Here is a 12,631-nt window from a genome sequence, read left to right as displayed (position 1 = left end):
GCAGCCAGGGTTAACTATGGTCAGCAATAAAACAGAATCGTCAGGCGAATTCTTGTTGGAAATGAGCAGTATCAACAAGTCATTTCCCGGCGTTAAAGCGCTCGATAATGTTAATTTGAAAGTTCGTCCTCACTCTATTCATGCCTTAATGGGAGAGAACGGAGCGGGCAAATCGACATTATTAAAATGTTTGTTTGGGATCTACCAAAAAGATTCCGGTAGCATTATTTTTCAGGGAAAAGAGATCGACTTCCATTCGGCTAAAGAAGCCCTTGAGAATGGTATTTCTATGGTGCACCAGGAACTTAACCTGGTTCTCCAGCGCTCGGTCATGGACAATATGTGGTTGGGGCGTTATCCGACTAAAGGCATGTTTGTCGACCAGGATAAAATGTATAACGACACCAAGGCGATATTCGATGAATTAGATATCGATATCGACCCGCGTGCGCGCGTAGGCACATTATCTGTATCACAAATGCAGATGATCGAAATTGCCAAAGCATTTTCCTATGACGCCAAAATTGTGATTATGGATGAGCCCACTTCTTCCTTAACGGAAAAAGAAGTGAACCATCTGTTCAAAATTATTCGTAAGCTGAAAGAACGCGGCTGCGGTATTGTTTATATTTCCCACAAAATGGAAGAGATCTTCCAGCTGTGTGATGAAATCACCATCCTGCGTGACGGTCAGTGGATTGCCACTCAGCCGCTGGAAGGTCTGGACATGGACAAGATCATCGCCATGATGGTCGGCCGTTCATTGACCCAGCGCTTCCCGGAAAAACACAACACGCCGGGTGAAACCATTCTTGAAGTGCGTAACCTGACTTCTCTGCGCCAGCCGTCCATTCGCGATGTCTCCTTTGACCTGCGTAAAGGCGAGATCCTGGGGATTGCCGGGCTGGTCGGGGCGAAGCGTACAGACATCGTTGAAACGCTGTTTGGCATCCGTGAAAAATCCAGCGGTACCATAACGCTGCACGGTAAAAAAATTAATAACCACAGCGCCAACGAAGCGATTAACCATGGTTTTGCCCTGGTCACGGAAGAGCGTCGCTCCACCGGGATTTACGCTTATCTGGATATCGGTTTTAACTCGCTTATTTCCAATATTAAGAAATACAAAGGTAAAACCGGGCTGCTGGATAATTCCCGCATGAAGAGTGATACCCAATGGGTGATTGACTCAATGCGTGTAAAAACGCCAGGCCATCGTACTCAGATTGGATCGCTTTCTGGCGGTAACCAGCAAAAGGTGATTATCGGCCGCTGGTTGTTAACCCAACCTGAAATACTGATGCTGGATGAACCGACGCGTGGGATTGACGTAGGTGCCAAGTTTGAAATTTATCAGTTAATTGCAGAACTGGCGAAAAGAGAAAAAGGGATCATCATCATCTCTTCCGAGATGCCTGAACTGCTGGGTATTACTGACCGTATTCTGGTTATGAGTAATGGTCAGGTTGCTGGCATTGTTGATACTAAAACGACCACGCAGAACGAAATTTTACGTCTTGCGTCTTTGCACCTTTAAGATCAGGGGCTCCTCATGAGTGCGTTAAATAAGAAAAGTTTTCTCACTTATCTGAAAGAAGGCGGTATTTACGTCGTTCTTTTAGTGTTACTGGCCATTATTATTTTCCAGGACCCCACGTTCTTAAGTCTGTTGAACTTGAGTAACATCCTGACTCAGTCTTCTGTCCGTATCATCATTGCCCTCGGTGTTGCAGGGCTTATCGTGACGCAAGGGACAGACCTGTCCGCCGGGCGTCAGGTTGGCCTGGCGGCGGTAATTGCCGCAACGTTGCTGCAATCCGTGGATAACGCCAACAAGGTGTTCCCGGACCTGGCAACCATGCCTATCCCACTGGTACTGCTGATTGTCTGCGCTATCGGTGCGGTCATTGGCCTGGTGAACGGCATCATCATCGCCTACCTGAACGTGACGCCGTTTATCACCACGTTGGGTACGATGATCATCGTTTACGGGATCAACTCCCTGTATTACGACTTCGTGGGCGCGTCGCCGGTGTCGGGTTTTGATTCCCATTTCTCGACGTTCACGCAAGGGTTTATCGCGCTGGGCAGTTTCCGCTTGTCCTACATCACCTTCTACGCCCTGATTGCGACGGTGTTTGTCTGGATCCTGTGGAACAAAACGCGCTTTGGTAAAAATATCTTCGCTATCGGCGGTAACCCGGAAGCAGCGCGTGTTTCAGGCGTTAACGTTGCCCTGAACCTGCTGATGATTTATGCGCTGTCAGGTGTGTTCTATGCCTTTGGCGGGATGCTGGAAGCGGGGCGTATCGGCTCGGCGACCAACAACCTCGGCTTTATGTACGAACTGGATGCGATTGCGGCCTGCGTGGTGGGTGGCGTTTCGTTCAGCGGTGGTGTCGGGACCGTTATCGGCGTCGTGACCGGTGTTATCATCTTCACCGTCATCAACTATGGTCTGACCTACATCGGCGTGAACCCGTACTGGCAGTATATTATCAAGGGCGCGATCATCATCTTCGCTGTCGCACTTGATTCCCTGAAGTATGCCCGTAAGAAGTAATCTACCGCGTAGCAGCGACAAAACCCGCCTGAGAACGGCGGGTTTTTTTATTTAGTCTTTGGTGTTTTTTGTCAGGAATGTTTCCAGGAGCGATGCAGAAACAGGAATAAGCCCCATTTTCAGACCAAAAGGTTTGAAGACTCGATTCATTACTTCAATGGAGTAGTTACCCTTATTATTTTCGATATCGGAAAGGGTCTTTCGTGAAACGGAAACCAATCCAGCGTACTTTTCCTGTTTCAGACCAAGGATATCGATTCTCAGTTTCCGTAAAGCTTCCCCCTGGCTGACTTTTCCCGTGATAACCTGAAAAGTGACAGATCGAATTAACTCCGTTCTCTCAACTGCGTTAATGTGGGCAACTTCGGAGGTCGCACGCTGGCGGTTCTCGCTTTTCTTTGGTTCTACGCCTTCTGGCGTAAGTTGTTCTGACTGGTCGCTGGAGATATTCTGTTGGCGTAACAGCTCAACCGTTTTGCGTATCTCTTGTTGTTTATCAGGACGGCTCATAATAATCCCCAACGAGACAATTTTTCAGGAATGTACTTAAATCCAATCGCTGGCATATCCATAATTTGTTGAGGAACACCTCTGGCGCGCAGGCGATCGGGGAGCGTGAGAAGGTGTTCCGCGGTTAATTTCAGCGCATTGAGTAACGTCTGACCGGGAACCAGACCGTCAAGCCGTTCGGCAATCGCCGGGAAATGATATTCACCGCCAAACTCCAGGGGTTGTGACCACTTCATACTACGTGGAATGCCCTCAGGGTCTGCTTTCATGGGGGCAAAATCGTAGATGGGGGCGAGTTCAATGGTGTTGATACCGCGAATAAAAGCCGTATTACGCCCATGGTTATCACTGTTGCCGAAAATAATATTGAGCAGGTCGCGACGAACCCATTCAACGACAAAACCAGGAATATCAAAAACAAATCCAGACTCTGCCACAGCGTAGCTGTGCGTGATTTTCTCTATCAACGTTCGAAGGGTTGTTTCATGATCGAGCGCTACGCCCGGGCCTTTTGACAACATTGAATACACTGACTCCATCGCATAACGCTTAATGCCACCCTGAGCGTCGACAGAAATATCAAATCGAGGAAGCCATAAAGAAGGGTAAAACATCCCCTCTTCAAGGCGCATTTTGTCGACAGGAATAGTACTAAAGCCCATTGCCGTGAGTTCCTGATAATAGTGAAACTCAGCTCGCAGGATATTACAGTCGACCTCACTACGTGAGCCACGAGGATATTTCACCAGATACCAGTCATCTTTGCAGTCACGATTATTCTGCCAGCTATCAATCCAGATCCGCTGATCTTCACGGCAGCGAAGCAATAACTTCGGTGCTTCGCCTCCGGCTCCTGTAGCGCCTCCTGCAGAAGCTCCTTTTTGTTGGGCGTAATCTAAAAAATCAGCCGCGCGATTTTTTACGTCATCAAAGGAAAAGGTGATTGCTTCTGCAAATGGGGTCGCTTCAGGCAAAGATTCTTTAATGCGCAAATTTCCAACAGGGGCGATAGTGCCGTATTTCAGTAAAACAAAGTTTTGCTGAGCCGGGCTTAATCCTTCCAGATCGAGGTAGTTGATCCAATAACGTCGGCTGGAACCACTTGGAATAATATCGTCCAGCCATTTCATCCAGCCGGGTTTGCCGTCATTGTCGAAAAAAAGCGAGACGGGATGATTAAGAGAAACGGCCCTGCAATCATCCATCTCAAGATATTCCAGAGCATAATCAGTGAGATAATGAATTTCAGTTGTTTGCCAGTCCTGCCTGTCCGAGCCAGGAAAAGTCAGGGTGGCGATATCTTCCCATTGCTCATTCAGATAAGCCTGTACGGTAAGTTGCTCCATGGTGCCTCCTGATGTAATGAGTAAAATATTACACCTTAAATGAAGGATCTTCCACTAATGACACCTTTACCGGACATTAATCACATTTCAGCTATTTTATGTGACTTATAGGTTACATGGATTGAGTCAAAATTATTTCTGTAATTCAAGAAGTTGGTCAGGTGTCACCGCGGGATAACCCTGTGCGTCTTCAGGGACTTCTTGCTGGGCCGGAATCGGAACTAGCGGGCCCAGGAAGCGAGGTTCGCGTTTGAAGAGATAGAGATCGGCCAGCGCGCCAAAGCGGGCGCCGAATTCACGGACGCGAACATTCCACATATTCTTAGGCGATGGCACGGCGTAGCACTGCGCCTGAATGCCCATATGCAGGGCGATAAACAGCGCGCGTTCGCAATGGAAGCGTTGGGTGATGATGATGAAATCGTTGGTGTCGAAGACTTTACGCGTGCGAACGATGGAATCGAGCGTACGGAAGCCTGCGTAATCCAGCACGATATCCGCCGGGTCGACGCCTGCGGCAATCAAATCCTTACGCATAGTCATCGGCTCGTTGTAGCTTTGCAGAGCGTTATCGCCGCTCAGGAGCAGGTAGTTTACCTTTCCGCTGTTATAGGCATTGAGCGCGCCCTGAATGCGGTAACGGTAATACTGATTGATAACGCCGGTGCGGTAATACTTCGCGGTACCGAGAACAACGCCGACCTGACGGTAGGGCAAGTCCTGCAATTCGTCGTAGATATAGGGGGCGGTTTTCCAGCTGATCCAGCGGTCAAGACCAAGCGCAGTCAACAGCAGCAGGCCGAAGAGGACTAACAGGCTGTATAAAACGCGCTTTAACATGGACTTGACTCAGTGGTGGAAGAATATTCACTCAGGCTACTTTACCCGCCGGGCAAGAGCAAGAAACAGCAGTTTAATTGGGGGGATTTTCATCAACGCGGGCCAAACGACCCGCATTGATATTACGCCAGCAGCGTGCGGTCGATGTTCTGACAGCCCAGTGCTTTCAGCGTTGCAGCCGTCGCATCCCACTGGATAAGCGGTGCATCAGCACGTTCGGCAAGCATGCCTCGCTGGATATCAGAATAGTCATAGCCATTCAGACTCAGCAGGTTCAGCGCTCCCTGAAGGGGTGGCAGCGTTGGGTTGAAGGCCGCGTTTTCGGCATAGCTGCCGCTGAAAATAGTGCCGTCTTTGAGTTCAATCGCCACCCCGGACGGGGAGTTGCTGTAAGGCGCATGGCATTGATTCGCCGCTTTGATGGCGGCCTGAGTCAGCTCATCACCTTCAAGCGGATAGCCGTGGTCCTGGGCATCCATCAGCAGCGTTTTGATGTCCAGGTCTTTCGGGCCGAATGCGTCTGGCAGATAGTCTTTCAGTGAATGGGGCTCGCGTCCCGGCAGGTTGATTTGCAGCTCAAGACCGCTGTTCAGCTCATTCATAAACTGACGGCAGTGGCCGCACGGCGTGTAATTCACGGTGATAGCTTTCAGCGCTTTTTCACCGCGAAGCCAGGCGTGGCTGATGGCGCTTTGTTCGGCATGCACGGTTTGCTGCATGGTGGCACCAATAAATTCCATGTTGCCGCCGAAATACCAGTTACCGCTGACACCACGGGCGATAGCGCCCACGTTGAAATGCGATAAATCAGCACGGGCACAGGCGGCCGCCAGCGGCAGCAGCGCAAAAGCCAGCGCGTCTTCATCCAGTCCCGTGGCTGATTTCAGCGTTGAGACCTGCCCGGCGCTAAACATGGCAGGGAAGTGCGTATCAGCCAGCATCGGGGCCAGGGCTGACTGCAATTCTGCGCTGAGCTGCGGGAAAGCAGAGTGAAAACGTGGGTGCATGGCGTTGCCTCATTACAGGTTTAAGGGATCGTAGTGTACGGACCTGTTACCGGATAATGTGTGACTTATATCTCACTATCTATGCAACTTATGAAATTTGAATGAAATTTGTGTGATGTGTCGCGTTATGCCACCACGGCCAGGATCAGTGGAAACAGGAACGGCGCCAGCAGCGAAGTGATTATCCCGCAGATAACTAACGCCAGAGAGCTGAATGCCCCTTCCTGGTAATCCAGTTCCGCACAACGTGCAGTGCCGAGTGCGTGAGAAGCCGTCCCCATCGCCAGGCCGCGCGCCGCTTTGGTGTGAATACGCATCAGATTCAATAATGTGTGGCCAAACACCGCGCCAAGAATACCGACGAAAATCACGCACACTGCGCTGATAGCCGGGATGCCACCGATGCTGCCGCCTACCGCCATCGCAATGGGGGTTGTCACGGATTTCGGCAGAACAGATGCGGCAATTTCAGGGGTTGCTCCCATCAGCAGCGCGACTGTGGTGCCCGTCACCATCGCTACCACGCTACCGACAAAACAGATAGTAATAATCGATTTCCAGCGAGCGCGAATCTGATGCAGTTGCTCATACAGCGGAAAGGCCAGCGCGACGACAGCCGGTTGCAGCAGATCGTTGAGGATTTTACTGCCCTGGAAATAATGATCGTAAGGGATCCCTGTCAGCAGCAGGAAAGGAATAATCACCACCATGGCGACCAGCAAAGGGTTCAGCAGCGGCATTTTGAAGCGGGCAGCGAGTTTACGTGCCGCGAAGAAAACCGCTAGCGTAAGCGGAAGAGACCACCAGATGTAGTGCATCATTTGTCGGCTCCTTTTTGGCCTACCACTTTGCGTTCACCGTGCACGATGTGCGAGCTCCAGCTCACTACCAAAAACACCACCAGCGTGCTCACTGCGCAAGACACCACCACCGGGCCAAACTGGGCACGCAGCACATCGTAATATTGCATGACGCCCACGCCAATCGGCACAAACAGCAGCGCCATATAGCGGATAAGGACGTAGCAGCCGGGGTTAACCCATTTCGCGGGAAGGATTTGCAAAGCCAGCAGCACGAACAGGATTAGCATCCCGATAATGCTGCCGGGAATGGTGATAGGTAACAGCGAAGCGATAAAGATGCCAGCGTACAGACAGGCGTAAATCAGCAGAAACGCACGCAGGTATTGCCAGATGATGTTCAATGATTTGCTCATGGTCGTCGCCCTTGATGGAACGCATTCATCATACAATTAAAGCCGGTTATGTGCTACCGATCACATCATGAATTCTGAGCATACTCACTATTCCTTTTCGTCACCGTCGCAAATCGCCTGAATAAAGGAGAAATCAATGGCTTTCAGTGTAGTACACAAGGGGCTTCAAACCTTGTGGCAACAACGCTACCATAGCCGCTCTTTTTTCTCCGGATACTGATATGCGTGTTCTGCTGGCGCCGATGGAAGGCGTGCTCGATTCACTGGTTCGCGGCCTGCTGACTGAAGTTAATGATTACGATGTGTGCATCACCGAATTCCTGCGTGTGGTGGACCAACTGCTGCCGGTCAAATCCTTCCATCGTTTGTGCCCGGAGCTGCTCAATCAAAGCCGTACGGCTTCCGGCACGCTGGTTCGCGTTCAGCTTCTGGGGCAATACCCTGAATGGCTGGCAGAAAACGCAGCGCGTGCGGTTGAGCTGGGTTCCTGGGGCGTCGATCTCAACTGCGGCTGTCCATCGAAAGTGGTCAATGGCAGTGGCGGCGGGGCGACGTTGCTTAAAGATCCTGATTTGATCTATCGCGGGGCTAAAGCCATGCGCGAAGCCGTTCCGGCACATTTACCGGTCACGGTGAAAGTCCGTCTCGGCTGGGACAGCAGCGATCGTCAGTTTGAGATTGCTGACGCGGTGCAACAGGCTGGAGCCACGGAACTGGTGGTTCACGGCCGTACTAAAGACGATGGTTACAAAGCAGAGCGTATTAACTGGCAGGCGATCGGTGAGATCCGCCGCCGACTGACTATTCCGGTGGTGGCTAATGGCGAAATCTGGGACTGGCAAAGCGCACAGGACTGCATGGCGGCAACGGGCTGCGATTCAGTCATGATTGGTCGCGGTGCGCTGAATATTCCCAACCTCAGCCGGGTGGTGAAGTACAACGAGCCGCGTATGCCGTGGAACGGAGTGATGCAGCTGCTGCGAAAATACAGCCGCCTGGAAAAGCAGGGCGACACGGGCCTGTATCATGTCGCGCGTATCAAGCAGTGGCTGGGCTATCTGCGTAAAGAGTATGCCGAAGCGACTGAACTTTTCACCACTATCCGCACTTTGCAGGATTCCGCATCCATTGCCGTGGCGATAGAACGCGAATCTGTTCGCTGGCCTTAACCAGGCTTACGCGCACTCAACAGGAAAATCATCGGGCGCTCTTTCTCTTCTTCGAGCGCTGGATTCGCGGCAATTTGTGCGGCGTCCGGGCCCCATTCATCCAGGTGCTCAATGACAAAACCAGCGGCAGTTAACGCATTAATCCACGTGGAAAGTTTACGATGCTGCTTTTTCACGCCTTCTGCGAACCAGTTGCTGATGCGTACCCCTTCCTGCTGATAGTGATTCACCGGCCAGGATTTTTGCCCCTCATCATCGACAAACCAGCCTTGCTTCAACGCCGCTGTGTAGATGGGATGCTCGGCAGAAAACACAATTTTCCCGCCAGGTTTAAGCGCCTGAAACAGTGTGGCAAACAGGCCATCGATGTTTTCGAGGTAGTGCAACGCCAACGAACTGTAAGCGAGATCAAGGCCAGCAGCAGGCAGTTGCAGAGCTTCCAGGTCTTCGCGCTGATAGGTTATTTGCGAGCCTGCTGTCATCTCACGTGCACGTTCCAGCATCTTCTCTGAGACGTCGAGCCCCAGAATGTTTGCCGCGCCTTGTTCCTGCGCCCAGCGGCAAAACCAGCCGTAGCCGCAGCCTAAGTCGATAAGGGATTTGCCCTGAACCTCGGGCAGCATTTTTTGCAGTGCTGGCCATTCTGGCGCACCGTCAAGCCCCTTCACCGAGCGGTCAAGTGTGGCGTAACCGGCAAAAAACTGCGGGTCGTCATAAATATTTTGAGCCATAGGGCCTCCTTAACGTTTTGCCTTCACTGGCCGGGGAAGTATACGGACTTTAGCTCGCAATGATGTGAATGATGAATACATTCGCCTCATTAATGGTTTATGCAAATACTGAGGAGAAGCATGTCGGGATATGTCAGGCTATTGCTTTTTGTGCCGTGCCACGCTTTCCTAAACGCTCATTTGCATTTTTAGAATAAGATGCGCGTCCTTTCCGAAGAATGAAAACGATATGAAACGTACTGCTCTCTATGCTGCAATGATTGGCTTGCCGCTGGCTGTTGCTTTGTCCGGCTGCGCGCCATCTCATGACACTGGTGCACCTTTACAACAGCAATTACCGGCAACTCATGTGGATAACTCACTGCCTGCGGCGCTGCAAAATGGCTGGCCGCAAAGCAGCTGGTGGCAGGATTATCACGATCCTCAGTTGAATCGTCTTATCAGCAGCGCTTTGAGCAATGCCCCTGATATGCAGGTGGCAAAACAACGTATCAAACTGGCGGAAGCGCAGGCGCAGATGGCCCAGTCTCAGCTTGGCCCGGAAGTGGATTTTGGCGCGGATGTTGAACGCCAGAAAATGTCCGCTGAAGGCCTGATGGGGCCGTTTGCCACCGATGAAGGCGACAATACCGGCCCGTGGTATACCAACGGGACTTTTGGTTTAACCGCCAACTGGGATCTCGATCTGTGGGGTAAAAACCGCGCGCTGGTGCAGTCCCGTATCGGTGAAGTCAAAGCCCGTGCCGCCGAACTGGCGCAAACCCAGCAGGTGCTGGCAAGCAGCGTCGCGCGTCTGTACTGGCAATGGCAGACGGAAGCGGCGGTAAAACAGGTGCTTGAGCAGGTTAAAAACGAGCAAAGCAACATTATTTCCGTCGACAAAGCGTTGTATCAGCGTGGCATTACCTCGTCCGTTGAAGGGGCAGAAAACGACATCAACGTCAGCAAAACCGATCAGCAGTTGACGGAAGTCACTGGCAACATGAAAGAGATTGAAGCCCGTCTGATGGCGCTCACCAACAGCCAGAGCAGCAAACTGTCGCTGCATCCGGTTACGCTGCCTACGGTGAAAAACCAGATGCCAGCCACGTTAGGGTATGAACTGCTGGCTCGTCGCCCTGATTTGCAGGAAGCACACTGGTACATTCAGGCCTCGATGAGCGAAGTCGATGCCGCTAAAGCCGCGTTCTATCCGGATATCAACCTGATGGCTTTCCTGCAGCAGGACGCGCTGCACTTAAGTGATTTGTTCCGCCATTCCGCAAACCAGATGGGCGTGACGGCAGGCTTAACGTTGCCGATTTTCGACAGCGGCCGCCTGAACGCCAATCTTGATATCGCCGATGCGCAGCGTGACCTCTCGGTGGCAAGTTACAACAAAGCTGTGGTAGACGCGGTGAATCAGGTGGCGAAAACGGCAAGCCAGGTTGAAACGCTGATGGAGAAAAACCAGCAACAGCAGCAGGTCATCAAAGACGCGGATCGGGTCGTGCAGCAGGCTCAGGCGCGCCTTGCAGCCGGGATCGTATCTGGCTCTCAGGTCAGTCTCGCGAAGCTGTCGCCTTTGCAAGAGCAAATTGGCGCGCTGCGTCTGCAGGGCCAATGGGTGGATGCCAGTATTCAGCTAACTTCCGCACTCGGCGGCGGGTACCACTACACCGGCAAATAACACCTCTCACTGACTTTCCTATACTTACCTCCTGGGTCAACGCCAGGAGGTTCCCATGACGACAAAAGTCGCGGTCGTGACCGCATCCGATTCCGGTATTGGTAAACAGTGTGCCTTGCAGCTTGCGCAGAAAGGGTTCTCGGTCGGTGTGACCTGGCACTCTGATGAACAAGGTGCAAGGCAAACTGTGCAGGAAATTACTGCACTGGGCCAACAGGCTCAGGCTATTCAGCTTGATTTAAGCCATCTTCCGCAGGGCGCGCAGGCGCTTGAAACGCTCATTCAGCGGTTAGGACGTATTGACGTGCTGGTCAACAACGCCGGGCGAATGACCAAAGCTTCGGTGCTGGATGTCACGCTTGACGACTGGCGCGCCACCTTTTGTGTGGATGTGGAAGGGGCGTTGCTCTGCTCCCAGATTGCAGCCCGGCAGATGATTGCGCAGGGCGACGGAGGGCGAATCATCAATATTACGTCGGTACATGAACATACGCCGCTGCCTCAGGCCAGCGCCTACACTGCCGCAAAACATGCATTAGGCGGGCTAACGAAGTCCCTGGCGCTGGAGCTTGTCGACCACAATATTCTGGTCAACGCGGTCGCGCCCGGCGCTATCGCCACGGCGATGAACAATCTCAGTGATGACGATGTGAAGGCCGGTTCGATGCCGACTATCCCGATTGCCCGCCCTGGCAAAACCGAGGAGATTGCGGGCATGGTGGCATGGCTGTGTTCGGATGATGCTTCGTATGTCACCGGGCAGTCGATGATCGTCGACGGCGGTTTTATGCTGGTCAATCCGCAGTTTTTGAACGAAAAAGGCTAACGGATAAGGCGCAGATTACTGCGCCTTTTTGTCTTTGTGCCAGAACCACACGCGCACCGCGATAACGGCCGCGACCACAATAATCAGCCACGCCCAGTGTTTTATGTGCTGGTCGAGATTGTGAAGCCATGGCCCAATCACTTCCCCGCCCAGATAACCAAGAGTGGTGAAAAGGAGTGCCCACACTATCGCGCCGAAGATATTCAGCGGTAAGAAGATTTTCGGTGGCAGGCGACTGGCGCCAATCAGAACCGGGCCAATCACCCGGAACCCGTACATAAAACGGGTGCCGATCACAAACAGGTAAGGGTGATTCTGAATGAGCTTTTGCGCCTTCTGAATTTTCTTCTGATGGCGGGAAAAGCGCTTTAGCAAGCGGCCACCAAAATGACGGCCAAGCAGGTAAAGTACCTGGTCGCCAATCATGCCGCCGAGGGCGACCGAAACGACCACCAGCCAGAATTTTAGCAGCCCCTGGTGGGCCGCCACACCGCCAAGAAGAGTGACGGTTTCTCCTTCCGCAATCGACCCAACCACCAGCGCGGCATAGCCGTAATGGCTAATCAGACTATTGATATCCATACAGGTTTACAGGCTCCCTGAAACTTCGGTTCCCTTAAGCATACACCTCTGAATCACAATCACCAGGCAACGGACGGGATCCTTACTGGCTCTTTTTTGAGCTGAGTAAACTATAATCGCCAGCCTGCATTATACTTACGGTGTGCTGTACGAAGCCGTGAAAGGGGGCTTT

At 52.1% G+C, this 12,631-nt stretch carries 13 protein-coding genes; 5 read left to right on the top strand and 8 right to left on the bottom strand.

All coding sequences use genetic code 11. The features are described from left to right. Window positions 1–16 precede the first annotated feature (16 nt). Together mglA and mglC are read left to right on the top strand one after the other, a co-directional pair. Window positions 17–1,537 carry a galactose/methyl galactoside ABC transporter ATP-binding protein MglA gene (gene mglA / locus ACRCWW_RS05710; RefSeq protein ID WP_438681543.1) on the top strand — a complete coding sequence of 507 codons (1,521 nt, stop codon included), beginning with the start codon at window positions 17–19 and terminating at the stop codon, window positions 1,535–1,537. A gap of 15 nt (window positions 1,538–1,552) precedes the next feature. Then, window positions 1,553–2,563, top strand: a complete 1,011-nt coding sequence (mglC, locus tag ACRCWW_RS05705) for a galactose/methyl galactoside ABC transporter permease MglC (protein ID WP_404657407.1) — start codon at window positions 1,553–1,555, stop codon at window positions 2,561–2,563. Window positions 2,564–2,614: 51 nt separating this feature from the next. Here the strand turns inward: mglC and ACRCWW_RS05700 are convergent, their stop codons facing one another. From ACRCWW_RS05700 to ACRCWW_RS05675, 6 genes are all read right to left on the bottom strand, one after another. Continuing rightward, window positions 2,615–3,073: a helix-turn-helix transcriptional regulator gene (locus tag ACRCWW_RS05700; protein ID WP_438681542.1), complete on the bottom strand. Its 459-nt coding sequence runs from the start codon at window positions 3,071–3,073 to the stop codon at window positions 2,615–2,617. Then, the gene (locus ACRCWW_RS05695; protein WP_438681541.1) at window positions 3,070–4,419 is read right to left on the bottom strand and encodes a type II toxin-antitoxin system HipA family toxin; all 1,350 of its coding nucleotides are present in this window, start codon (window positions 4,417–4,419) and stop codon (window positions 3,070–3,072) included. The genes ACRCWW_RS05700 and ACRCWW_RS05695 overlap by 4 nt, the downstream gene beginning before the upstream one ends. 132 nt (window positions 4,420–4,551) lie before the next feature. Beyond that, window positions 4,552–5,259: an outer membrane permeability protein SanA gene (sanA, locus tag ACRCWW_RS05690; RefSeq protein WP_438681540.1), complete on the bottom strand. Its 708-nt coding sequence runs from the start codon at window positions 5,257–5,259 to the stop codon at window positions 4,552–4,554. A gap of 122 nt (window positions 5,260–5,381) precedes the next feature. After that, window positions 5,382–6,266 (bottom strand): cytidine deaminase, encoded by an 885-nt coding sequence (cdd, locus tag ACRCWW_RS05685; protein ID WP_438681539.1) that lies wholly within the window; start codon window positions 6,264–6,266, stop codon window positions 5,382–5,384. A gap of 125 nt (window positions 6,267–6,391) precedes the next feature. Beyond that, a complete protein-coding gene (locus ACRCWW_RS05680; RefSeq protein WP_438681538.1) occupies window positions 6,392–7,087 on the bottom strand; it encodes a CidB/LrgB family autolysis modulator in 696 nt (231 codons plus the stop codon). Further along, entirely contained in the window at window positions 7,084–7,482 is a 399-nt protein-coding gene (locus ACRCWW_RS05675; protein WP_438681537.1) for a CidA/LrgA family protein, read from the bottom strand. The genes ACRCWW_RS05680 and ACRCWW_RS05675 overlap by 4 nt, the downstream gene beginning before the upstream one ends. 221 nt (window positions 7,483–7,703) lie before the next feature. Between ACRCWW_RS05675 and dusC the strand changes: the two genes are divergently transcribed. After that, a complete protein-coding gene (gene dusC, locus ACRCWW_RS05670) occupies window positions 7,704–8,651 on the top strand; it encodes a tRNA dihydrouridine(16) synthase DusC (protein ID WP_438681536.1) in 948 nt (315 codons plus the stop codon). Here the strand turns inward: dusC and ACRCWW_RS05665 are convergent. Further along, on the bottom strand, window positions 8,648–9,382 hold the full coding sequence (locus ACRCWW_RS05665) for a methyltransferase domain-containing protein (protein WP_438681535.1): 735 nt from the start codon (window positions 9,380–9,382) through the stop codon (window positions 8,648–8,650). The two genes, dusC and ACRCWW_RS05665, sit on opposite strands and share 4 nt — an antisense overlap. Window positions 9,383–9,611: 229 nt before the next feature. Here ACRCWW_RS05665 and mdtQ point away from each other — a divergent pair, with 229 nt between their 5' ends. Together mdtQ and ACRCWW_RS05655 are read left to right on the top strand one after the other, a co-directional pair. Beyond that, window positions 9,612–11,051, top strand: coding sequence for a multidrug resistance outer membrane protein MdtQ (mdtQ, locus tag ACRCWW_RS05660; protein ID WP_438681534.1), 1,440 nt, complete (start codon window positions 9,612–9,614; stop codon window positions 11,049–11,051). Between the two features lie 55 nt (window positions 11,052–11,106). Continuing rightward, window positions 11,107–11,877: an SDR family oxidoreductase gene (locus ACRCWW_RS05655; protein ID WP_438681533.1), complete on the top strand. Its 771-nt coding sequence runs from the start codon at window positions 11,107–11,109 to the stop codon at window positions 11,875–11,877. Between the two features lie 15 nt (window positions 11,878–11,892). Here the strand turns inward: ACRCWW_RS05655 and ACRCWW_RS05650 are convergent, their stop codons facing one another. After that, on the bottom strand, window positions 11,893–12,459 hold the full coding sequence (locus tag ACRCWW_RS05650; protein ID WP_438681532.1) for a DedA family protein: 567 nt from the start codon (window positions 12,457–12,459) through the stop codon (window positions 11,893–11,895). Window positions 12,460–12,631 lie beyond the last annotated feature (172 nt).

The organism is Scandinavium sp. (assembly GCF_051650185.1).
Classification (GTDB): domain Bacteria; phylum Pseudomonadota; class Gammaproteobacteria; order Enterobacterales; family Enterobacteriaceae; genus Scandinavium.
Note: the sequence above shows the minus strand (reverse complement) of the source record. Positions and strands in the feature narration are given on the sequence as shown.